Annotated in this window: 18 protein-coding genes; 10 read left to right on the forward strand and 8 right to left on the reverse strand. The window is 64.2% G+C overall.

The window, feature by feature from the left end; genetic code table 11:
• The first annotated feature begins 59 nt into the window (after window positions 1–59).
• Window positions 60–1,145: a DUF3182 family protein gene (locus FFY45_RS05960; RefSeq protein WP_176339741.1), complete on the forward strand. Its 1,086-nt coding sequence runs from the start codon at window positions 60–62 to the stop codon at window positions 1,143–1,145.
• Window positions 1,145–2,011 (forward strand): alpha/beta hydrolase family protein, encoded by an 867-nt coding sequence (locus tag FFY45_RS05965; protein WP_176339742.1) that lies wholly within the window; start codon window positions 1,145–1,147, stop codon window positions 2,009–2,011. The genes FFY45_RS05960 and FFY45_RS05965 overlap by 1 nt, the downstream gene beginning before the upstream one ends.
• 133 nt (window positions 2,012–2,144) lie before the next feature.
• Here the strand turns inward: FFY45_RS05965 and FFY45_RS05970 are convergent, their stop codons facing one another.
• Together FFY45_RS05970 and fabR are read right to left on the reverse strand one after the other, a co-directional pair.
• On the reverse strand, window positions 2,145–2,966 hold the full coding sequence (locus tag FFY45_RS05970; RefSeq protein ID WP_115039477.1) for a hypothetical protein: 822 nt from the start codon (window positions 2,964–2,966) through the stop codon (window positions 2,145–2,147).
• Window positions 2,967–3,637: 671 nt separating this feature from the next.
• On the reverse strand, window positions 3,638–4,285 hold the full coding sequence (gene fabR / locus FFY45_RS05975) for an HTH-type transcriptional repressor FabR (protein ID WP_006449004.1): 648 nt from the start codon (window positions 4,283–4,285) through the stop codon (window positions 3,638–3,640).
• 93 nt (window positions 4,286–4,378) lie between these two features.
• Between fabR and FFY45_RS05980 the strand changes: the two genes are divergently transcribed.
• Window positions 4,379–5,455 (forward strand): ferredoxin reductase, encoded by a 1,077-nt coding sequence (locus tag FFY45_RS05980; RefSeq protein ID WP_176339743.1) that lies wholly within the window; start codon window positions 4,379–4,381, stop codon window positions 5,453–5,455.
• A 9-nt stretch (window positions 5,456–5,464) separates the two neighbouring features.
• On the forward strand, window positions 5,465–6,589 hold the full coding sequence (locus tag FFY45_RS05985; protein ID WP_176339744.1) for a fatty acid desaturase family protein: 1,125 nt from the start codon (window positions 5,465–5,467) through the stop codon (window positions 6,587–6,589).
• A 251-nt stretch (window positions 6,590–6,840) separates the two neighbouring features.
• Here the strand turns inward: FFY45_RS05985 and FFY45_RS05990 are convergent, their stop codons facing one another.
• Window positions 6,841–8,403, reverse strand: coding sequence for an EAL domain-containing protein (locus tag FFY45_RS05990; RefSeq protein WP_176339745.1), 1,563 nt, complete (start codon window positions 8,401–8,403; stop codon window positions 6,841–6,843).
• 384 nt (window positions 8,404–8,787) lie between these two features.
• Here FFY45_RS05990 and FFY45_RS05995 point away from each other — a divergent pair, with 384 nt between their 5' ends.
• Window positions 8,788–8,964 (forward strand): hypothetical protein, encoded by a 177-nt coding sequence (locus FFY45_RS05995; RefSeq protein WP_006449000.1) that lies wholly within the window; start codon window positions 8,788–8,790, stop codon window positions 8,962–8,964.
• Window positions 8,965–9,521: 557 nt separating this feature from the next.
• On the opposite strand, the gene FFY45_RS06000 is transcribed toward FFY45_RS05995, so the two are convergent.
• From FFY45_RS06000 to ubiK, 3 genes are all read right to left on the reverse strand, one after another.
• The gene (locus tag FFY45_RS06000) at window positions 9,522–10,031 is read right to left on the reverse strand and encodes a lipocalin family protein (RefSeq protein WP_176339746.1); all 510 of its coding nucleotides are present in this window, start codon (window positions 10,029–10,031) and stop codon (window positions 9,522–9,524) included.
• Between the two features lie 89 nt (window positions 10,032–10,120).
• On the reverse strand, window positions 10,121–11,641 hold the full coding sequence (locus FFY45_RS06005) for a YifB family Mg chelatase-like AAA ATPase (protein ID WP_176339747.1): 1,521 nt from the start codon (window positions 11,639–11,641) through the stop codon (window positions 10,121–10,123).
• Window positions 11,642–11,657: 16 nt separating this feature from the next.
• Complete coding sequence (gene ubiK / locus FFY45_RS06010) at window positions 11,658–11,936, reverse strand: ubiquinone biosynthesis accessory factor UbiK (RefSeq protein ID WP_176339748.1); 279 nt, start codon at window positions 11,934–11,936, stop codon at window positions 11,658–11,660.
• Window positions 11,937–12,088: 152 nt separating this feature from the next.
• On the opposite strand from ubiK, the gene FFY45_RS06015 reads away from it, so the two are divergent.
• Both FFY45_RS06015 and FFY45_RS06020 read left to right on the forward strand, forming a co-directional pair.
• A complete protein-coding gene (locus tag FFY45_RS06015) occupies window positions 12,089–12,463 on the forward strand; it encodes a P-II family nitrogen regulator (protein ID WP_303396510.1) in 375 nt (124 codons plus the stop codon).
• A 422-nt stretch (window positions 12,464–12,885) separates the two neighbouring features.
• A complete protein-coding gene (locus FFY45_RS06020; protein WP_176339749.1) occupies window positions 12,886–14,859 on the forward strand; it encodes a glycoside hydrolase family 84 protein in 1,974 nt (657 codons plus the stop codon).
• Between the two features lie 341 nt (window positions 14,860–15,200).
• Here FFY45_RS06020 and FFY45_RS06025 read toward each other — a convergent pair whose 3' ends face one another.
• The gene (locus FFY45_RS06025; protein WP_176339750.1) at window positions 15,201–15,884 is read right to left on the reverse strand and encodes an RIO1 family regulatory kinase/ATPase domain-containing protein; all 684 of its coding nucleotides are present in this window, start codon (window positions 15,882–15,884) and stop codon (window positions 15,201–15,203) included.
• Window positions 15,885–16,446: 562 nt separating this feature from the next.
• Here FFY45_RS06025 and FFY45_RS06030 point away from each other — a divergent pair.
• On the forward strand, window positions 16,447–17,259 hold the full coding sequence (locus FFY45_RS06030; RefSeq protein WP_176339775.1) for a hypothetical protein: 813 nt from the start codon (window positions 16,447–16,449) through the stop codon (window positions 17,257–17,259).
• Window positions 17,260–17,450: 191 nt separating this feature from the next.
• Window positions 17,451–18,062 carry a PH domain-containing protein gene (locus FFY45_RS06035; RefSeq protein WP_006448992.1) on the forward strand — a complete coding sequence of 204 codons (612 nt, stop codon included), beginning with the start codon at window positions 17,451–17,453 and terminating at the stop codon, window positions 18,060–18,062.
• A 247-nt stretch (window positions 18,063–18,309) separates the two neighbouring features.
• On the opposite strand, the gene speE is transcribed toward FFY45_RS06035, so the two are convergent.
• Window positions 18,310–19,167: a polyamine aminopropyltransferase gene (gene speE / locus FFY45_RS06040; RefSeq protein ID WP_023905479.1), complete on the reverse strand. Its 858-nt coding sequence runs from the start codon at window positions 19,165–19,167 to the stop codon at window positions 18,310–18,312.
• A 234-nt stretch (window positions 19,168–19,401) separates the two neighbouring features.
• Here speE and speA point away from each other — a divergent pair, with 234 nt between their 5' ends.
• On the forward strand, window positions 19,402–21,288 hold the full coding sequence (gene speA / locus FFY45_RS06045) for an arginine decarboxylase (protein ID WP_176339751.1): 1,887 nt from the start codon (window positions 19,402–19,404) through the stop codon (window positions 21,286–21,288).
• The last annotated feature ends 638 nt before the right edge of the window (window positions 21,289–21,926 follow it).

Raw genomic sequence — 21,926 nt, forward strand, 5'->3', positions numbered from 1 at the left:
TTTCAGTTACGCAACAGAGCCAGAACGATCAAGCGGCCGAGCGCCGCGAGGGGAACGTGATGGCACACAAGCAGTATCGGCAGGTGCTGGGGCACGTCACGCGTCTGGTGCCCGAACACGGCCATGAGCGGATCACGCATGCGTGGGTGTGCAGCGAAATTGAACGCTTGCTGGGCGCGCATGATGCAACAGCGGCCGCTGATGATGCCGCAGTCTTCCATGTGCCCGACGAGACCCTGACCACCGAGCAGGCGCATGGCTTGGGAATCGACGACAACGGCGATCTGCTGGGTGGCATCGTGCCGCACGCGTTTCTGGCGACCAAGGTGATTGGTCATCCGTTGATCGCTAACGATGCGGCCAGCATTCCTGGCTGGAATCAGGCGCTGGCCACCGCGCTGATCCCAGCCACGCTGCCGGGCTATACGGTGTTTTCGCGTGCCGATGCCGAGCACGCACTGGATGCATTGCTGCCAGGCGGAGGGGTGCGACTTAAGTTGCCGACCGGCGTCGGTGGCAATGGTCAATGGCGCATCGCCAATGCCGTGCAGCTGGCGGATGCACTGGACAGCCTGCCTGATTGCTATCTTGCGACGCACGGTGCCGTGCTGGAGCGCAACGTCCTGCATGCCGTCACGCATAGCGTTGGCGAGTTGTGTGTTGCCGGAATTCAGATCGCTTATTTCGGCACGCAATGCAATGTGCGCAACGCGCAGGATGACGAGGTCTATGGCGGCTCGTCGCTGCAGGTGTATCGCGGATCGCTCGAAGCGCTGGCCGCCACCGCGCTGTCGGCATTGCAGAAACACGTGGTCGAACAGGCCTGCAAATACGATCGATTCATCACCGCCGCCTATCCTGAGTTGCACATCTCGCGCCGCAATTACGATGTGGTCAGCGGCGAAGATGCGCAGGCTGGGCTGATCTGCGGCGTGCTGGAGCAATCCTGGCGGGTCGGTGGCGCCACCCCGGCCGAGCTCGCTGCAATCGCCCGCTTTCAGCAAGACCCGGCACTGCAATGGGTGACAGCATCCACGCATGAGATCTATCAGGGCGAACCGCCGGCCGATGCGCAGATCTATTACCGCGCCGAGCATGCCGGGCCAGGTCCGCGCTACAAATACAGGAGGGTATCCAGCACCTAATGGAAGCCAAACTTTCCAGCATCCAAATTCCCGTCGACCAGGACGCACTCAGCGGAACCTTGCTCACGCCGTCGGGCATGCCGGCCGTGCTGTTCGTGCACGGCTGGGGTGGCAGCCAGCACCACAATCTGCTGCGCGCACGCGAGGCGGTGGGCCTGGGCTGTATCTGCATGACCTTCGACCTGCGTGGTCACGAAGGCTACGCATCGATGCGCCAGACAGTGACCCGTGCGCAGAACCTGGACGACATCAAGGCCGCCTACGATCAGCTCGCGCATCTGCCGTATGTGGATGCGCAATCGATCGCCGTGGTTGGGCTGAGCTATGGCGGTTATCTGTCTGCACTGCTGACGCGCGAGCGCCCGGTGGAATGGCTGGCATTGCGCTCGCCTGCACTCTACAAGGACGAACATTGGGACCACCCCAAGGTCAGCCTCAATGCCGATCCGGAGTTGATGGACTACCGCCAGCGCACGCTGACGCCCGATGACAACATCGCCCTGGCCGCCTGCGCGCAGTACAAGGGCGATGTGCTGCTGGTGGAAGCCGAAAACGATGTCATCGTGCCGCACCCGGTGCTGCGCAATTACGCCGATGCCTTCGTCAATGCGCGCTCGCTGAGCACGCGTGTGATTGCCGGCGCCGACCATGCCTTGAGCGTCAAGGAGCATCAACAGCATTACACACGCGCATTGATCGACTGGTTGACCGAAAAGGTTGTCGGGCGTCGGATCGCGTTGGCTAAGGAAGTGGTGGCTGCACGCAAGCAATTGCTCAAGGAGCAGGGCGACGCGGGGTCGTCTTCGGGGCAGGGCGCGCGTGAGTTTCTCGGCGATATCCGGGCAGTGGAAAAGACCTCCGGTTGATCTGGAGCAGTGGCTGATCACGCCATGTTCGATCATCACGAACGCGCGGCAAAAAAAAAACGGGCCCATTGGGCCCGTTCTTTATTCATTACGCTCGCGCTTTCACTGCAGTGAAGCGCTGGATCGAGACGAGTTACACGCGTGGATCGGTCGGGTTACGACGTGCGGCTTCGTCGTGATGCTCGGAGTCGAATGCCTCGCGCACGGCATGCTTGGCCTTTTCCCAGCTCAGACGCGAGTTGGACTTGAAACGATCCCAGCCATCGCCCAGGTCGCGTTCCAGATGGTCGTCCCACTGGCGGCCGGCGTGCTGCTGGCGTGCCTGCATGCCGTAGCGATATGCCGGGCGATAATCGTCGTACGAATAGTCGGCATCGCGATAACCTGCGCTGTCGAAGCGACCTTCGTAATGCGTGTCGCCATCGCGATACACGCTGTGCGTGCGATCGGCACGCTCCCAGGCATCGCGTGCAGCCAGACGTGCATCGTCCCACTCCAGACGCGATTCGCCACGATTACGTGGCCACTCGCCGGCCAGGGTCGCTTCGGTTTCTTCCCAGGTGCTGGTCGGACGCGTTTCGCGTGCCTGCAGACCGAACCCGTAAACCGTTGCGTAATCGCGATCGTAATCGGTGCCTTCCTTGTAGTAAGGACGGTTCTGATGTTCCTGGCGCCAGTATTCGGATTCGACGGTCGGGTCCAGGCGTTCTGCCACGCCCTTGCCGGCCGCAGCGCCAGCCACAACACCGACTGCCGCACCGATCAAGGTCCCCAGCGGGCCGAACACGGTGCCGGCCAACGCGCCTGCTGCAGCGCCGCCCGCGATGCCACCAACGCCCACGCCAACCGGATGCGATCCGGGTGCACCGGAGATCGGGTCACGATTCGAATCCTGTGCTTCTGCTGCGCGTTCCTGCTTATCCAGCTTGTCTAGATTGCTGTCGTGATTGGTCATGTCGTCTCCGGCTGTCTGGTGGATGCGGTCTGTGGATACAGATCGCCAACGTGGCGCCACCATGGCGATGCCGGAGTGAAACGCGTGTGCGTAGATGTGAGCATCATCGCGACATGCCTGAACTGTGCACGAGCAAAGTGCGGATGAGGTTGGTGACATGCCGCTGCAATATTTTCCCGCAGAAATTAAGGGGTATGCGCGGCTTTTTCTATTTTCCCCTTTGATGCACAGCAATGGCGTCTACAGACGACCTCAATCAAGTTTTCGAGCCGACAACTTGGAAGCCTCCAAGCCGCGTTAGCAGACGCGGTACCTTCAACGCTAATGGGACACGCCGTGAATCCATCCATGCCGCCAAAGAGTCCTGCAAGCGGTGAGGACACCGCACCAGGAAGCTTGCGGACTGCTTTGTTGAAAAAAATGCACACCGACTATCTCGACTGGTCCTTGCCGGCCTACCGTCGCGGGACCTTACGCGGCATGGATGCCGCGTAAGAGCCTACACGGACGTACTTGCGGCGTGTCCCGCGATGGTGGGCCGGCAAGGGCCCTGCAGAAAAGCTAAAGATCAACCGCTCTACAACTGATCTATCCACGCCATCCAACCGCTCCAAGACAACCCAGATTTCGAGTTGCAGCGTCGGTTTTTAGATGCGAAAGCACACGCACACTCAACCGCCGTGCGTACCCAGCGTGCGTGCGCCGGTCAGGATCATGCGCAGCATCTGCGAGATCTGCTCGACCAGTTCGGGATCTTTTTCCGGCGGCGAATCCATCGCCACTGCGCCCATCGCAAATACCAGCCGGGTGATCGCCTTGGACACCAGTGCCGGTGCGTGCAGCTTGGCGTTGTCGGCGGCGGCCAGGCGGATCAGGTCCACGCGCAGCTCGTCTTCGAAATAGCTGAGCTCGCGCTCCACTGCCTGCTTGAACGCATCCGAGCCCACTGCACCTTCGCGCAGCAGCACGTGCAGCAATTTGTCGTCGGCGCGCAGCTGTTCCATGAAGGCCTCGACCGACACACGGATGACGCTGCGGTCGGTGGAGGTGGCGCGTTGGCGGGCCTGGCCGATGATGGTGCGCAGCGAGCGCCCGGCCAGATCGATCAAGGCCACGGCGAGCTCGTCCATGTCACGGAACTGGCGATAGAAGCTGTTGGGCGCGATGCCGGCTTCGCGTGCCACCTCGCGCAGGCTCAACGTGGACAGGCTGCGGTGCGGGCCGATCAACGACAACGCGGCGGCGATCAGATCCTCGCGTGAAATCGCCGGCTTGCGTGACGGCGGCGCGTCGTGGGAAGGCAGGGCGATGGAGGTCATGAGGCTGCGGCCGGTCGTGGGGATGAATCATAGCCCCTTCGGCCGATATACAACTGTATACACGCCTGTGCATGCATGCGTATAGTGCAATCCATGAACCTGGCATCTGACCCCAAGTCCAAGTCCCCGTTGCCGACGCGCCTGGCGCGCCGGCTGGTGTCGCCGCAGTTGTTCGACTTCTGGGCAACCCGGCTCAACCCCTTGTGGACCCTGGAACGGCCGATGGCCCGCCTGGTTGCGCGCACCGCAGCCAGCCGTGATGCGGTGACCCTGGTGCTGCAGCCCAACGGCCACTGGCAGGGCCTGCAGGCCGGCCAGCACGTGAGCCTGGGCGTGGAGATCGATGGCCGCCGCCTGCTGCGCAGCTATAGCCCGACCGTGCTTGCCGATGGCCGCCTGGCGATCACCGTCAAGGCGATCGAGGGCGGTCTGGTGAGTCGCTACCTGGCAACCGATGCGGCCATCGGCACGGTGGTCTCGCTTGATCCGGCTTTCGGCGACATGCTGCTGCCGACCATACCCACCCCCTTGTTGCTGCTGGCCGCCGGCTCGGGCATCACCCCGATGCGCGCGCTGCTGCAGGCCGCCGCGCAGGCGGGCATGCCGATGGATGTGGACCTGCTGTACTGGGTGCGCCAGCGCGACGAAGCCTGTTTTGTCGAAGAATTCGAAGCGCTGGCGGCGGCGCATCCGCGCCTGTGCGTGCGTTTGCTGACCACCCGCGAAGGCGAAGTGCCGGCTGCGCGCGTGGATACCTATCCGTTGGAGCAGATCGCCGATCTTTCCAACCGTCACGTCATGGTCTGCGGCCCGGGCGGTTTTGTGCAGGCTGCGCGCGAGCGCTTGCAGGGGCGCGTGGCCGCGTTTCAGGCAGAAGCCTTCAGCGTGCCGACGCTGGACGATGGCGAGGCCGGTGAGGTGCAGGTGCAGCTGTCACGCAGCGGCCGTACGCTCACCCTGCCGCGCGGCCAGTCGCTGCTGGAAGGCCTGGAAGCGCAAGGCCTGCGGCCGAAACACGGCTGCCGCATGGGCATCTGCAACAGCTGCGCCTGCGCGCGCCAGGCCGGCACCACGCGCCACCTGTTGACCGGTGAGCGCAGCAACGAACCCACCGCACAGGTCCGCCTGTGCATCAGTGCCCCGAGCACTGACCTGATCCTGGATCTGTAAGGAATCTTCATGAGCCGAGTCCATAACCGTTCCCTGTCCGCTGCCGAACTGCAGTCGTTTGGCGACGAACTCGATGCCATCCGCGCCCGCGTGCAGGCCCAGGTCGGCGCCGACGATGCGCGCTACATCCGCCGCATCGTGGCGGCGGTGCGCTGGACCGGTGTGGCCGGTCGCGCGCTGCTGTTTCTGGGCGCGTTCGTGCATAGCGTGCTGATTCCGGCGTGGATTGCCGGCGTAGTGCTGCTGACCCTGTCCAAGATCCTGGAGAACATGGAGCTGGGCCATAACGTCATGCACGGCCAGTACGACTGGATGGGCGACCCGCAGCTCAACGGCAACACCTACGAGTGGGACATCGTTGCCACCGGTGACAACTGGCGCAAGACGCACAACTTCAAGCACCACACCTACACCAACGTGCGCGGCATGGATGACGACATCGGCTACGGCCTGCTGCGCATCTTCCCCGAGCAGCGCTGGCGCCCGTTCTACCTGCTGCAGCCGTTCGTGGCGGTGTTCTTCGCGCTGTTGTTCGAATGGGGCGTGGCGATCCAGGACCTGCGTCTGGGCCGCTGGTTTGCCGGCAAGATGAAAGCCGCAGAGCTGCGCGCTTCGTTTCTTCCGGTGGGCCGCAAGATGGGCCGCCAGATGCTCAAGGATTACATCGTGTTCCCGCTGCTGGCCGGCCCATTCTTCCTGACTGTGCTGCTGGGCAATCTCGCCGCCAACGTGCTGCGCAGCATCTGGACCTTCGTGATCATCTTCTGCGGCCACTTCACCGCCGATGCGGAAGTGTTCCCGAAGGAATCGATCCGCAACGAGTCGCGCGGCCATTGGTATCTGCGTCAGCTGCGTGGCTCGTCGAATCTGACCGGCGGCAAGCTGATGAACGTGCTGTCGGGCAATCTGAGCCATCAGATCGAGCATCACTTCTACCCGGATCTGCCGGCCAACCGCTATGCGCAGATTGCCGTGGAAGTGAAGCAGATCTGTGCGCGTTACGGCCAGCACTACAACACCGGTTCGCTGCCGCGTCAGTTCGGTCAGGTGATGTGGCGGATCGTGCGCCATGCCTTCCCGAGCCGGCCCAAGCCGGTACGCCGCCAACGCGAAGGCGCCTTGCAGAGCGCCTGATCAGGCAAAGCGCTTGATCAACATGATCAAAAAGGGTCGCCATTGGCGGCCCTTTTTGTTGGGTCGGCGAAGTGGTCGCCATACGACGTTGTGCATCATCGCGCTGGCGCGGTCGGTGCCTTGCGACAGCGGTGAAGGCCTGCGCTGCGAGTCGAGCCCGCCGTTTGCGCACGCCGGCTGGCGCTGTGCCTGGTGGGTCGGCGGCGCGCAGGGCCGGCTCAGGTCAGGGTGTGGCGACGCACCGCCCCCGGTCAGTGTGCGGCGCCGCGCATCAGCGCGTGATACGCGATGAAACCGGTGGCCGGCAGCGCACGAGAGAACAGCCAGCCCTGTGCCAGATCCACGCCATGCGCGCGCAGATAGTCCAGCTGCTCCTGGCGCTCCACGCCTTCGGCGATGGTACGCAACTTCAGCGTCTTGGCCATGTCGATGATGTGCGAGGTCACCGCACTGGTAGCCGAGTGGGTGCCAATGGTGTCCACGAACGACTTGTCGATCTTCAATGCATCCAGCGGCAGCCCTTGCAGGTACTGCAGGCTCGAATAGCCGGTGCCGAAGTCGTCGATCGACACCGTGTGGCCGGCGCCGCGCAGGTGGGTGATGGTGGCGCGTGCCGCGTCGATATCCATCAGGCTGCGCTCGGTGGCCTCTACCCACAGCTGTCCGCTGTCCACGCCGGTGCCGCGCAGTGCTTGCGCCAGCACGGTCTGCACGCGGCCGCTCTTGATGTCGCCGGCCGAGACGTTGATGGCCACATGCAGGGACGGAATCGCCGCCAGGGTCGGGCCGAGTTCGCGGATGACTTCGGCCACCACCATGTCGGTGATCGGCAGGATCAGACCGCTCTCTTCGGCCAGCGGAATGAAGGCGTCGGGCGGGATCAGCACGCCATCGGATTGCTGCCAGCGCACCAGCGCCTCGGCACCGACGCAGGCGCCGCTATCGAGCGCGATGATCGGCTGGTAGTGCACGATGAATTCGCCGCGCTGCACGGCGCTTTCCAGGCGTGCCAAGGGCGACAGCCGCCGCCGCGAAACCCAGATCACCAGGCTGACCAGTAGCAGCGCCAATGCGATGCCGACCGGCACTGTCTGCAGGCGTGCCGCCGCCAGCGGGCCTCGCAGGTAAGCGGCCGGTTCGGTGACCACCGCAGCCCAGTCGCCACGGCGGTCGCGGCCGGACAAGACCTGCGGCTGCGTTGCGTCTGCGCTGGATGTATCGGGCAACGGCTCGATCAACAATTGCTCGGCGGCGATATCGGTACTGCTCAGGATCTGCCCGGTCGGGGTGCCGATCGCCAGTTGCAGGCTGGGTGGGATATTGATGTCGGTGAGGGTGGCCGGATTGATCAACACGTTGTAGTCGTCCAGCTGCAGCGCCATCAGCGGGTGCTGCGGATTGGCCAGCGGACGCAGGCGGGTGGTCACCGCAATGCCGCGCTTGACCACGAAATCCGGGGTGGACTGTGGAATGGCCTCTGGCAACGGCCCCCACGAGGTGCAGCGCAAACGGCGCTGCTGAAAATGCCCCAACTCCACGATGTAATGACTGGTCAGCACCAATGCGCGCATCTGCGCCAGATGCTCAGGGGAACAGCGCGGCAGCTGCGAGCCAGCCATGTTCACCAGCGCGCCGTGCGCTTCGTCGAAGGCGGCTTCGGTGCGCCGGATCGACAATGCCGCCAGCTGGCTGAGCCTGCTCTGCTCGCGATCCAGCGCCAGCCGCCACGCCAGGTAATAGGACAGGCTGATCGGAAGGGTTGCGCACAGCACCACCAGCAACACGGTCACACTGATGATGCGTTGTCGCTTCACCTCATCCCCCGCATCTGCATGGCGGCCAGCTCACGCAGTGCGCCCTGGACAGTGCGCGGCAGATGCGCATTGCCGAGCAACCGGTACAGCGAATGCGCCGCGAGCACGGAGGCCCGATGCGCGCATGGTGACGACAGGAGACATGGACTGATGAGGCTGCACGTCGCGAATGTACGACACGCGCGTGCATTGCGCGCGTCCTCGGAGCGAAGCGGATGTGATTTTCTGCCGACGCGCATGCACCGCAGAGTGGCAAGCGGGCTTGTCAATAGGTTCACACGCCTGCACGCGATGGCGCGCTAGGGTCGAAAGGTCTGCCCTCCCGTTTGGGAGCAGCGGGACAATCCGGTCCCACGCAAGACGCTTTCCGAGGAGGAATCACCCATGACAACCCAGAAAGAACGTGTCGGCGGCACCGATGCCGTGCCGATCTTCAAGATGCAGGAAACCACGCGCGACGGCGAACTCACCAAATACGTGGTCGGCGACACCGGCGTGGCCTTCGACAGCCTGGAAGGTGCGCAGGCTGCGGCCAAGGATCTGAGCACACTCAACGGTTGAGTGCGTGCTTTAGATTCGCCAGTTAATCGACGACGCACATGCATGAGGTGCGCTGGAGGCCGGGGGGGTGGGGTAGTCGACTGCGCGGTGCCCTCGCCGCTCGCGGGACACGCCGTGAACCCGTCCCTGGGGGCTCGGTGGCGGCATCCATGCCGCCACACGGTCCCGCAATCGGCGAGGACACCGCACCAGAGAGTGGGTCGATAGCTTTGCGAAAAGCGGACCATCTCGCTGATTACGTTGGCTTGCTGATGCGGGGCCGCAACTACATGAGAGCTAAGCGCATTAAAGGCACTCGTGCATTGCTTGCACCCTGCACACCGACCATCTCGACTGGTCCTTGCCCGCTTACCATCGCGGGACCTTACGCGGCATGGATGCCGCGTAAGAGCTTACAGGGACGTACTTGCAGCGTGTCCCGCGATGGTAAGCGGGCAAGGGCCCCGCAGCCGAGCTGCAGATCAACCGCTCCACAACTGACAGAAACCTGGCTAGTCGTAAGGTGCAGTGCCCCCTCGGCGGTGTGGGTTGCTTTATTGAAAACCCCAATGCCCTGATCAGGAGAGCGGCTGTTCGGTCAGCCGCCCGGTATGCGGGGTGTGGATCAGCGGGGCCAGATCGAAGCCCTGCTCGCGCGCATGCGCCAGATAGGCCTGGGTGATGTTCTCGTCCAGCTGCGGCAGCCGTGCCAACAGCCACAGATACTTGCGGTCGGGGCCACCGACCAACGCGGCGGTGTAGTCCGCATCGATGCGCATCACCCAGTAATCGCCTTTGGTGAAGGGAATCCAGCGCAGGCCTTCGGGCAGGAACGTGACCTCCAGGCGCGCGTTGCTATCGTCGATGGCGCGCGCCTCACCGATTGCTTCTTCCAGCTCGCCTTCGGCAGTCAGGCAGCGGTTCTGCACACGCACCGTGCCATCGTCCTGCAGCGAATAGTGCGCCGACACATCGGTGCAATCGGCATCCTCGAAGCGGATCGGTAGCCGCGCGATCTCGTACCAGGTGCCCAGATAACGATTCAGATCAAGCGACGGGACGGTGAGGAGTTCGGGAAGTCGGCTCATGGCGGCCTCTGCGTAATGGAATGGCAGATGTTGTACGTGCATCGTCATGAAATGCATGTTGGGATGCTGATGCCGCTGGAGCGCAGCCATTAGGCTGCGCTTGCCGTGCCCACCGCGCGATCCAGTTTGCGGTAGCCGATCGCTTCGGTGAGATGGCGCGTGGCAATACCCGCGCTGTCGTCGAGATCGGCGATGGTGCGTGCCACGCGCAGGATGCGATGCATCGAGCGCGCGGATAGCTGCAGGTGTTCGATGGCGCGTTCCAGCAACAGCTGATCGTCATTCTGCAGGCGGCAGTGATGATCGGTTTGTGCCTGGTCCAGTTGTGCATTGGGCACGCCGGCACGTGCAAGTTGCCGCGCGCGCGCCGCGACCACGCGCGTGCGCACGCTGGCACTGTCCTCGCCGACGTTGCCGCTGCGCAGGGCCTGCGGCGGCAGGCGCGGGACCTCCACATGCAGATCGATCCGGTCCAGCAGCGGGCCGGAGATCCGGCTGCGATAACGGCCGATGGTGTCGCTGCTGCAACGGCAACGTCCGCTGCTATCGCCGGCCCACCCGCACGGACAGGGATTCATCGCAGCGACCAATTGGAATCTTGCCGGGAAATCCACACTGCGCGCGGCGCGCGAGATGGTGACCAGCCCCGATTCCAGCGGCTCGCGCAGCACTTCCAGCGTTTGGCGTTGCCACTCGGGCAACTCGTCCAGAAACAACACGCCGTTGTGGGCCAGCGAGATCTCGCCGGGGCGTGGATGTGTGCCGCCGCCAACCAAGGCGACCGCGCTGGCGGTGTGGTGCGGAGCCCGATAGGGGCGTTGCCGCCAGCGCACAAGATCCAGTCCGCGACCGCTGATGGAGGTAATGGCGGCGGTTTCCAGCGCCTCGGCCTCGCTGGCTTCCGGCAGCAGGCCGGGCAGGCGCGAGGCCAGCAAGGTCTTGCCGCAGCCAGGGCTACCGACCAGCAATAAATGGTGACCGCCGGCTGCGGCAATTTCCAGCGCGCGGCGGGCATGCGGTTGGCCGCGCACGTCGGCCATGTCGGGCAGCGCGCGTGCGCCGAGCGCTTGCACCGCCAGTTCGGCGGCGGGCGCCTTCTGGGTGCCATTGAGCGTGGCACAGACTTCCAGCAGCGTGCGCGCGGTGAAGGCTTCGACGTGGCCGGCGATGGCGGCCTCGGCACCGTTGGCCAGCGGCACGATCAGGCGGCGGCCGGCCTGCGCGGCTGCCAGAGCGGCGGGCAGTACGCCATCGACACCGCGCAACTCGCCGGTCAGGGCGAGCTCGCCGAGAAATTCGTACTCGGCCAAGGCCTGGCGGTCGATCTGCCCGCTGGCGGCCAGGATGCCGAGCGCGATCGACAGGTCGAAGCGGCCGCCCTCCTTGGGTAAATCGGCCGGCGCCAAATTGATGGTGATGCGCCGTGCCGGGAATTCGAACTGTGCGCACAGCAGCGCGGCACGCACGCGTTCGCGCGACTCGCGCACTGCAGCCTCGGGCAGGCCCACGATCTGGGTGGAGGGAAGACCGCCGGAGAGATGCACTTCCACCCGGACCTCAGGCGCATGCACCCCCACGCGGGCACGGCTGTGCACCAGCGCCAGACTCATGGTGGAGGGCCTTAGGTCAGGGGGTGGCAGGTGGCGCGGTGGGCGGCGTGCCGGGCATGCGTGCTTCCAGTGCGGCGACGGCCTGTTCCAGTGCGTCGAGTTTTTCGCGCGTGCGCAGCAGCACCGCGCGCTGCACGTCGAACTCTTCGCGGGTGACCAGGTCCAGCTTGCCCAGGCCTGCCTGCAGTGCGCCCTTGAAGGTGCTCTGCAGTTCTTCGCGCGATTGGCGCAGGCCCGGCGGCACCAGGTCGCTGAGGCGGCGGGCGAGGTCGTCGAGCTGATTGAAATCGATCATGGGGTTCTCCGCAGGTCCGTAGGAAGCCTAGTGCAGGCCGGAACACGCGGGACATCGGCAAGGCAGTCGGCAGGCGGTAAGGATAGTCCCATTCGGCTGTCGGTCGCGGTGACGGCGATGCGTATGAGATGAGTGTTGCGGCCGTCCACGGTATGCTGCGCGACCGTCATGCCCTGGGATCTGCACCGATGAAAATGATCATGGCCATCGTCAAACCGTTCAAGCTCGACGATGTGCGCGAAGCGCTCGCCGGCTGCGGGGTGGCGGGTATCACGGTGACCGAGGTCAAGGGTTTCGGGCGCCAGAAAGGCCACACCGAGTTGTATCGCGGCGCCGAGTATGTGGTCGATTTCCTGCCCAAGGTGAAGATCGAAGTGGCGGTGACCGACGACCAGGCCGAGCGCGTGGTCGAGGCCATCGTCGCGGCGGCCGGCACCGGCAAGATCGGCGACGGCAAGGTGTTCGTCTACGACCTCGGCACCGTGGTGCGCATCCGCACCGGCGAGCTGGATAGCGACGCGTTGTAAGGCGTCACCGGAAGCAACTTCGGTCGATGCTGTGCCGGCATTGCGCAGGCAACTGACCGATGACAGAAAAACAGCGCCACGGGGCCAGGTCTGCACCGTCGGTCACTGCCCTCGTAGGCGGCATCCAGCTGCCGACAACCAACGCGTTTATGAAATTGGCAGCCGGGCCCACCTTCGGTGGAGCAGCCTGGCCGCATGGCCCAAGTATCGCCAACGCGCGCCGCGCTACGTGGCCGGCTCATACCATTTCAATACCGCAGATCGGCCCCGACACCAGAGGCCAGCAACGGTACCGGCCGCCTGCCCGTAACCCAGCTGGGAATTGTGGAAGAGATTTAGAACGTCCTGATACGACCCTGCTTGTCGCCGCGCGACGACTTGCCTACTCTAGGGTTAATACCATTTCAATACCGGAGTTCGGAATGAAGCGACGTGATGGCAAGTCGGGCTTGCGCCTGCTTCCGGTCCTGGTGGCGCTAAGCCTGACGGCCCCTGCGCTGGCGCAGCCGGTCACACAGCCGGCGATCTTTCCGACCCCGACGTCGATCGCGCTGGAGGGCGGCACCGTCACGCTCGGTCGGTCGGTCGTGCTGGTGGTGGCGCCGGGTGCGGACCCGGCGTCGGTCGCGCTGGTGCGCCGTATCCTCGGCACCGCTGGCGTTACAAAACTCGCAACCGCATCGCGTCTGCCTGCCACGCTCGACCGCCCGCATATCGTGCTCGGCACCGGCGAGGCGGCGGTGGTGCGCGATGCACTGACGCGCAGCAAGGCGGCGCAGGACACCCACAAGGAGGGCTATACGCTCGCCAGCGTCGCGCTCGGCAACGGCAGCCTGATCACGCTGGCCGGTCACGACAACGATGGGCTGTTTCATGCGGCGCAGACGCTGCGTCAGCTGGTCGAGCGTCCCGCCATCCCGGCCCTGGTGATCCAGGATCATCCGGCGATGCCGATCCGCGGCACCATCGAAGGGTTCTACGGCGCACCGTGGTCGATGGCCGATCGCACCAAACATCTGGAATTTCTTGCCCGCACCAAGGCCAACACCTTCATCTACAGCCCGAAGGACGACCCGTACGCGCGCGACCGCTGGCGCGAGGCGTATCCGGCCGCGACGTTAAAGGCGCTGGGCAAGTTGGCGGCCACCGCCAAACGCAATCACGTCGACTTCGTCTATGCGATCTCCCCGGGGCCGACGGTGTGCTTCTCCGATCCGGCCGACGCCAAGGCGCTGCTGCGCAAGTTCGATGCCTTCCGCGCGCTGGGCGTGCGCAGCTTCTATGTGGCGCTGGACGATATCGAATACACCAAGTGGAATTGCGAGCGCGACAAGACCACGTTTGGCGATTCCGGCGCGCAAGCGGCCGGCATCGCGCAGTCGCATCTGCTCAATCTGGTGCAGGCCGATCTGGTCGCCCGCCACGATGCAGCGTCGGAATTGATCATGGTGCCGACCGAGTATTTCGACGCCAAGGAAAGCCCGTACAAGGAAGCACTGCGCAAGCACCTGGACCCGAAAGTCGTGGTGCAGTGGACCGGCACCGACGTGGTGCCGCCGGCCATTTCCATCCCCGACGCACGCGCGGCCACCAAGGCGTTCGGCCGCAAGACGCTGCTGTGGGACAACTACCCGGTCAACGATTTCGAAACCTCGGCCGGGCGTTTGCTGATGGCGCCGTACGCGCGCCGCGAGGCGGGTTTGTCGGCGGAATTGTCCGGCATCGTCTCCAATCCGATGAATCAGGAAGTGCCCAGCCGCGTCGCGGTGATGGGGCTGACCGCGTTCGCGTGGAACGACAAGGATTACGACGCGCAGCGCACCTGGCATGCGGCAGCGCGCGATCTGGCCGGAGGCGATGCGCAGGTGACCGCCGCGCTGCTCACCTTCTTCGACACCCAGCATCTGGCACCGACCTTCGGCAGCCAGCCGTGGCAGGAACAGGCGCCGCGGCTGAAGGCCGTGCTCGACAATGTGCGCGAGGCGATCGCGCTCGGCGATGCGGCAGCGCGCAGCCAGGCCATCGCCGAGCTGGCGCGCACGGCGGACGAGATTGCTGCCGCGCCGCAGATCATTCGCGAAGGCGTGGCCGACAAGGGCTTTGCCGAACAATCGCGCCCCTGGCTGGAGGCGATGCAAGGCTGGGGCCGCGCGCTGCAGCAAACCGCTGCCGGCCTGGACGCCGCCAATCGCGGTGATGCGCAGGCGGCAGTGGCGTTTACCGATGCGAAGCAGATTGCCGCCGAAGCCGCAGCGATCCCCTCGATTCCCGGCGCCACGCGTTTCGGTGGCCCGGTCAAGATCGCCGATGGCGTACTGGACCGCTTCGTCGCCGACGCGCCGCGCCTGATCGCCTACCGCGTGCAGTCGACAGCCGAAGCGGCAAACGCGCAGTGACGACCTGGGGCGGCGACCGGACGACGGCCTAGCCACTAGACAGGCGTCGCCGGTGCGCGGCATCGACGCGGACCCCTTGTCCACTGTGGTTCCCCTGCGCAGTTGCGCACCACCTGGCGATTGCTCGCCAGGTGGATAGGCGCACCGCTGGTGTGTCATCGGGATGGTCAGGCGTGCAGCCCGGTGGGCGTGGCCCGCGTCGCCGGATCAGCATGCGGTACGCAGATCGAGATGCATTGTTCCCCCGAGCTGGTGCTGGATGCATGGCGCGATTGCGCGTCACCGCCCAGGCGCCGCGCCCCCTCGCGCCGCCTGGCCGGCAGGTGACGGCAACTTGCCGGTCAGCGGGTTTCGTTCGGCGCTACCGGCTGCGCATCGCGCTTCAGGTGCCGATACAGCCGCTTCCAGCTGCCGCGGATGGTGCGTACCCAGCGCGGCTCGGCGCTGCGTGCGGTCTCGTCGGCGGTCGGCGCGATACCGGCCAGGCGCTGGCGCATCTTCTGGAAATTGGCCAAGTCACTGCGCTGCAGTTGACGCGCCAGCGTGCCGCGTCGCAACCAGCGCGGGAAGCGCCAGGCCGAGGTGAAATCGATCAGCACCGGCACGCCGGCACTGATCACCACATTGGTGCCGTGCAGATCGTTGTGGGTGATGCCGACTGCGTGCAGGCGGCGCAGCGCCTGCTGCAGCTGCTGGAACACCTCCTGGCCGACCACCGCGCTGGCGCTGAGGGTGTCGCCCGGAATGAACTCCATGCCCAGTGCCAGCCCGCCCAGCGTGCCGAGCAGGGCCGGCGCATGCCGCCAGCCGTGCAGGCGGGCCAGCATCTTGGACTCATGCCGCACCATCAGCCGCGCGATCGGCGCCAGCAGCGTACGGCGGTAGCGGCTGTAGTCCTTGACCACCGCTAGTTGCCCATCCAGATGCGTGCGATAGACGTTGGGCTCGAGCAGCCGGGTCCCCTGCTTGAGCAGCACGGGCGTGACGATTTGCAGGCTGGAGGTGTCCAGCGGCTGGTAGTGCATGGCAAGTCTCCGGACCTTGGCGGCGCGGAGGAATCACGCGTCTGGCAGGTTCACGATGATCGCGGGGGATCGGCCCGGTGAATTCTAGAACTTGCGAGTATTGAAATTACATTTGTTAAAAAAATGAAATGTTCCGGGAGTGGAACAGCCTAAAGAATCAATAGGTTGCGAAGTCGGCCGTGTCTAGTTTTTCGGTACGCACGCGCGGCGCGGCGCCTGCAGGGAGCGAGCGTGGAGCGCAAGGCAAGTCATACCCATCGGCAGGAGCGCTCATCAGGCGGCTGGCCGCGCGAAATGCACGCTAATAGGCAGCGATCACAGCCCTTCTTGACAGGTGCTGAGACTCGATTCACTGTGCCGGCTGCGGTCAGGGGGCTGCATCACGCGTCAGTACCGGCACGTCCACACAGACGATGCCTGAAGCCGAGTACGCGCACGATCCTGTGATGCTGGGGAAGCCCCGAATTGGACAAGCAACTGCGCCACTTCCGGACGCCGCCAGGTCATGCCTGCGTGCGCATTGGATGTGGGGACGATGGAGTACGACTCGTTGGGGAATGCGATGAAAAGAACCGCAACATGGCTGTTGGCCTGCACGGCGCTGGGCTGCGTTTCCGACGCGGCCGCGCAGTCGTTGTCGCGTGGCTGGGACAACTATCGGCAACAGCAAAAGCAGCAACAGGCCGCTGCACAAAGCGGCGCAGCGCAGCTGGCGACGCCAGCGGCATCGAGCACTGCACAAACGAATTACAACGCGCCGCAGTCGGCCGCAGCGAATGGTAGTTCCACAGCTGAACCTGCCGAAGCCACCACCATCGCTTCTGCTCCATCCACGGCCGTGGCGCCGTCGCCGGCTCTCGCGTATGTGTCGGCGCCGCCACGCGAGGAAGAGCAACGTCTCAAGAGCGGTGTCTTTCTCGGTGTGCAGGGCGGTCAGGGGAAAGTATACGAAGGCATCGATCAGGACATGCTCGGCTTCAACGCCGGCTATCGCTGGCGGGCAGGCGCGGTGACGCTGATCGGCATCGAAGCGGCGGTGGGAAAGCTAGCCCGCATCAGCGATCACGAAGACTCCTACGTACCCGGCGTGGAATTCGGCAGTCTGGGCGGCACTGCGCGTTTCAACTTTGGTGACAGTCCACTTTTCGCTGTGGTACGCCTGGGCTATTGGTCGGCCAATTCCAACGGCGAATCGAATGAGCGCGTGTCAGGTGCGTACGCGGGTGCCGGCTTTGGCGTAGACATTGGCCGGCACGCAAGTTTGAGCGTGCTCTATACCAACTATTTTTATGCCAACGACTATTACTACTCCGACGAAGACATCACCATTAATCGTGCCGAAGTGTTGAACGTTGGCGCTGAAGTCCGCTTCTGACCGGTTGCTTGATTAAAAATGTGTAACGACAGGGCGGATGGCGGCATCCGCCCTGTCGTGTTTGGAGTATGGAGAGCACGGAATCATTGGATGATCCGAGGCATGCAGCGCGTGCGATGCCGCAACCTGCATGCTGGATGTGGTGTCATACCAGACAACGCTGCGGCGCAAGCAATCACGACGAGGAAGGTATGGAGGTCTTTACGCAATTTCTGACCGACGAGCAGGACCCGGTGGCCGTGGGCAAGATCCTGCCCAAGGTGAACGAGTTGCTGACCCGCGACGAGCAGGTCGAGTACATCGCGGTGCAAAAGAAGATGGTGATGAACTTGTCGCCGGCCGCGGTGGTGCTGACCAATCGCAGATTCATCGTTGTACACCCCACGCTGTTCGGGATGACGTTTCGCGATGTCCCCTGGCGCGAGGTGCTCGACGTGCATATGAGCGAGCAGATGCTGGGCGCAACGATCATGTGCCGCACCACGCAGGGCGGCTACCTGTCCATCGACAGCCTGCCCAAGAAACAGGCACGGCGGGTCTACGCCTATGCCCAGCAGGTGGAAGAATCGGCCCACGAAAAACGTCAGCAGCTGGAGTTCGACAAGTTGCGTGCGTCGGCCGGCGGTGTGGTGGTGCATGCGCCTGCAGCGCAGGGCGTGGCGCCTTCAGTGCCAGCGACTGCGGTGGCCGGCGCGGATGATCCGATGCAGGTGCTGAGCAAGCTCAAGCAGTTGCTGGATGCCGGGTTGGTGACCCAGGAAGAATTCGACGCCAAGAAGGCTGAAGTGCTGGCACGGCTCTAGGGCTGGCAAACGAAGAACGGGGCTGGCGGCACTACGCGCACAAGCCTCAGGTAGATGCGTACCGCGCAGCGGAGTCGTAGTGCACACATGGCCCTGCCGATGCTACGCGACACTGCGAGCATCGCCAGCACGCCTGTAAGCGGTGCTGTCTTCGCCCCCAATCTGCAGGACCAGCGCACGCGAACGATGCGCCGGTTCTTTTCAATCGGGCCGGCGCGCAGCAAGCGGCGCCGGCCCGATGACATGCTTACTCGCCCAGCGCCTTGGCCACGAACGGCGGTGCAACCAGCACGCCGGTATGCAGGTGCGCGGTGTAGTACAGCGTCTCGAAACCCTTGGCCTGCGCATCGTTTTGGCGGAACGCGAAATCGGCGTTGGCCTGCTTGCTGGCCATGGTCACGCTCCACCAGCCGGTGGGGTAGCACGGCTGCGGGAACGGCAGGGTCTTGAACGACTGGAAGCCGGCCTTGCCCATTTCGGTGCGCATTTCCTTGATCAGCTCCAGCAGCGCCAGCGGCGATTCGGACTGCTGCACCAGGATGCCGTCGTCCTTCAGCGCCTTGAAGCAGCTGTCGTAGAACGCCTTGTTGAACAGACCTTCGGCCGGGCCGACCGGATCGGTGGAATCGACGATCACGATGTCCACGCTGCCGGCCGGGCAGTTGGCCATATAGGCCACGCCGTCGTCGAACAGCAGCTCGGCACGCTTATCGTGGTTGGAATCGCACAGCTCGGGGAAGTACTTCTCCGACATGCGCGTGACCTGCTCGTCGATATCGCACTGGGTGGCACTTTCCACGCCCGGGTGCTTGAGCACCTCGCGCAGCGTGCCGCAATCGCCGCCGCCGATGATCACCACGCGCTTGGGCGCGGCGTGGGTGAACAGCGCCGGGTGGCTGATCATCTCGTGATAGAAGAAATTGTCGCGGGTGGTCAGCATCACCGCGCCATCGATCAGCATGAGCTTGCCCCAGTCGGTGGTCTGGTAGATCTCGATCTTCTGGAACGGGGACTGCACCTCGTCCAGCTTGCCGCTGATGCGGAAGCCGATCGCCGAGCCGGTCGGCTGGAAGTGTTCGATGTACCAGTTGTCGTTGGCGCTCATGCAAAATCCTAAAAAGAAGGGGGCTGTTCCTTCTCCCACCGGGAGAAGGTGGCGCAAAGCGCCGGATGAGGGTCGGGCGCAGCCTCATGCACCAAGCTGCTGACGGCGATACCGAACCCTCACCAACCCCACTCCAACCAGGAGCGGGGCATCAAGTCGGCGCGGATTGTAACGGACCCTGCGCGTGCCAGGCGTTACACTTCACGCCCTTTTTGTCCCAGCCGAGTCAGCGAAATGAGCGATTGGTCCCTCGACCAAGCCCGCAAGACCTATTCGATCCCGCATTGGGCCGACGGGTATTTCGATGTGAACGCTGCCGGACATATCGTGGTCACCCCGACCGGCGATGGTCCATCGGTGTCGCTGCCCGAGGTGGTGGATGCCGCGCGCGCGGCCGGCGCCAAACTGCCGCTGCTGGTGCGCTTCCCGGACATCCTGGGCCAGCGCCTGGGCAAGCTGCAGGCGGCGTTCGCGCAGGCGCAGTCCGAGTGGGACTACGCCGGCGGCTACACGGCCGTGTATCCGATCAAGGTCAACCAGCATCGCGGCGTGGCCGGCACGCTGGCCAGCCACCACGGCGATGGCTTCGGCCTGGAAGCAGGCAGCAAGCCGGAGCTGATGGCGGTGCTGGCGCTGTCGCGTCCGGGCGGGCTGATCGTCTGCAACGGCTACAAGGACCGCGAATACATCCGCCTGGCGCTGATCGGCCGCAAGCTCGGCTTGCAGACCTTCATCGTCATCGAAAAGCCCTCCGAGCTGAAGCTGGTGCTGGAAGAAGCGCGCGCGCTGGAGGTCAAGCCGGGTCTGGGCGTGCGTATGCGCCTGGCCTCGCTGGGCGCGGGCAAGTGGCAGAACAGCGGCGGCGACAAGGCCAAGTTCGGGCTGTCGCCGCGCCAGGTGCTGGATCTGTGGAAGACGCTGCGCGACACCGAATACGCCGACTGCCTGCAGTTGCTGCATTTCCACATGGGCTCGCAGATTTCCAACGTGCGCGACATCGCCAACGGCATGCGCGAGGCCACGCGCTATTTCGTGGAGCTCTCGCGCCTGGGCGCCAAGATCAGCCACGTGGATGTCGGCGGCGGACTGGGTATCGATTACGAAGGCACCCGCTCGCGCAGCTATTGCTCGATCAACTACGGCCTGCATTCCTACGCCAGCAACATCGTGCAGCCGCTGGCCAATGCCTGCGAAGAACACGGCCTGACCCCGCCGCGCATCGTCACCGAATGCGGCCGCGCGATGACCGCGCACCACGCGGTGCTGATCGCCAACGTGTCCGAAGTGGAGCAGGCGCCGGAAGGCCGCGTGCCCGACGCGCACGACGACGAACCGGCAGCGATTCGCCACCTGCGCGAGATCCACGACGAACTCGACGTGCGCCCGGCGGTGGAACTGTTCCAGGAGGCGCAGCACTTCCATGCCGAAGGCCTGAGTGCGTATGCACTGGGCCAGATCGACCTGACCCATCGCGCGCGTATCGACGATCTGTTCTACGCGATCGCCCATGGCGTGCGTGCACGCTTGAGCTTCGACGAAAAGAGCCATCGCCCGGTGCTGGACGAGCTCAACGAGCGGCTGGTGGACAAGTACTTCGTCAACTTCAGCGTGTTCGAATCGATTCCGGATGTGTGGGCGATCGATCAGGTGTTCCCGATCGTGCCGATCGAGCGCTTGAACGAAGCGCCGCAGCGGCGCGGCATCATCGCCGACATGACCTGCGATTCCGACGGCATGGTCAAGACCTACGTCGAGAACGAAAGCCTGGACAGCTCGATGCCGCTCCACACATTGAATCCGGGCGAGAGCTATCGCATCGGCTTCTTCCTGGTCGGCGCCTACCAGGAAATCCTCGGCGATATCCATAACCTGTTCGGTGATACCGATGCGGTGGAAGTGGCCGTGGACGGCGATGGCTATCGCATTGCGCAGCAGCGCCGTGGCGATACCACCGATGTAATGCTGGACTACGTGGGCTATCAGCTGGGCACGCTGCGCGCGACCTATGCCGAGCGCATCGCCGCCGCGCAGCTGTCGCCGGAGCGTGCGCAGGAATTGCACGACGCCTTGGAAGCCGGGCTGACCGGTTACACCTATCTGTCCGACGAACCGTTGGGCTGAAGCAGTACGCGCGCTGCGGCCGACGCCGTGGCGCGCAGGCAGTGCCGATGCAAGGTCAGCACTGATTCCGCGCCGCCACAGCCGCGTAGAAAGAGCTGCATAGAACGAGTGAGCAGTCGTAAAGCGGACGCGGCCGGCGATCGGCCTTCGCATGAATCTGTTGGGCACCGCCCTGCCAGCGCGCCTTGATGGCCGCTTGCCACCGCTCAGTCACGCACGCATGACTCCGCGCAGACGCGCACCGGCGCAGTCCACACAAAGCAGCGCACTGTGATCCGCCCGACCCCGCGCCGTTGATCTACAGAGTGCCGCAGTCGTGTGACATCCAAACGACCGACGCATGATCGAACGAATGCGCGCTAGGTGTCGCAAGCGAGGCCGCATGTCGTGCAGTGATTTGTCTGGTAGCGCAGATCTATCAACGCTGCACGCGCAGTGGTCTTATGCATTGCGGTCTTTATGCAATGCGGAGAACGCAAATCCGCCTGCAATTTCGCCTGCAATCGCGCGCCTGTCGCATCGACGCGACATGCGTCGCGTTTTGTGTATGGCGCTTCATGCAGCGACGAATCCCCAAACAGACGTATGTATCCAGAACACTAACTGCAATCACACTTCATTAAAAAATATTTGCAGGA

The organism is Xanthomonas hortorum, from assembly GCF_011305375.1.
Classification (GTDB): Bacteria; Pseudomonadota; Gammaproteobacteria; order Xanthomonadales; family Xanthomonadaceae; genus Xanthomonas; species Xanthomonas hortorum_E.

Excerpts from the sequence above, each read along its gene's own strand:
- FFY45_RS05960 (WP_176339741.1), top strand. The coding sequence starts at position 60 with ATGGCACACAAGCAGTATCGGCAGGTGCTGGGGCACGTCACGCGTCTG.
- FFY45_RS05965 (WP_176339742.1), top strand. The coding sequence starts at position 1,145 with ATGGAAGCCAAACTTTCCAGCATCCAAATTCCCGTCGACCAGGACGCA.
- FFY45_RS05970 (WP_115039477.1), bottom strand. The coding sequence starts at position 2,966 with ATGACCAATCACGACAGCAATCTAGACAAGCTGGATAAGCAGGAACGC.
- fabR (WP_006449004.1), bottom strand. The coding sequence starts at position 4,285 with ATGACCTCCATCGCCCTGCCTTCCCACGACGCGCCGCCGTCACGCAAG.
- FFY45_RS05980 (WP_176339743.1), top strand. The coding sequence starts at position 4,379 with ATGAACCTGGCATCTGACCCCAAGTCCAAGTCCCCGTTGCCGACGCGC.
- FFY45_RS05985 (WP_176339744.1), top strand. The coding sequence starts at position 5,465 with ATGAGCCGAGTCCATAACCGTTCCCTGTCCGCTGCCGAACTGCAGTCG.
- FFY45_RS05995 (WP_006449000.1), top strand. The coding sequence starts at position 8,788 with ATGACAACCCAGAAAGAACGTGTCGGCGGCACCGATGCCGTGCCGATC.
- FFY45_RS06000 (WP_176339746.1), bottom strand. The coding sequence starts at position 10,031 with ATGAGCCGACTTCCCGAACTCCTCACCGTCCCGTCGCTTGATCTGAAT.
- FFY45_RS06005 (WP_176339747.1), bottom strand. The coding sequence starts at position 11,641 with ATGAGTCTGGCGCTGGTGCACAGCCGTGCCCGCGTGGGGGTGCATGCG.
- ubiK (WP_176339748.1), bottom strand. The coding sequence starts at position 11,936 with ATGATCGATTTCAATCAGCTCGACGACCTCGCCCGCCGCCTCAGCGAC.
- FFY45_RS06015 (WP_303396510.1), top strand. The coding sequence starts at position 12,089 with ATGCTGCGCGACCGTCATGCCCTGGGATCTGCACCGATGAAAATGATC.
- FFY45_RS06020 (WP_176339749.1), top strand. The coding sequence starts at position 12,886 with ATGAAGCGACGTGATGGCAAGTCGGGCTTGCGCCTGCTTCCGGTCCTG.
- FFY45_RS06025 (WP_176339750.1), bottom strand. The coding sequence starts at position 15,884 with ATGCACTACCAGCCGCTGGACACCTCCAGCCTGCAAATCGTCACGCCC.
- FFY45_RS06030 (WP_176339775.1), top strand. The coding sequence starts at position 16,447 with ATGAAAAGAACCGCAACATGGCTGTTGGCCTGCACGGCGCTGGGCTGC.
- FFY45_RS06035 (WP_006448992.1), top strand. The coding sequence starts at position 17,451 with ATGGAGGTCTTTACGCAATTTCTGACCGACGAGCAGGACCCGGTGGCC.
- speE (WP_023905479.1), bottom strand. The coding sequence starts at position 19,167 with ATGAGCGCCAACGACAACTGGTACATCGAACACTTCCAGCCGACCGGC.
- speA (WP_176339751.1), top strand. The coding sequence starts at position 19,402 with ATGAGCGATTGGTCCCTCGACCAAGCCCGCAAGACCTATTCGATCCCG.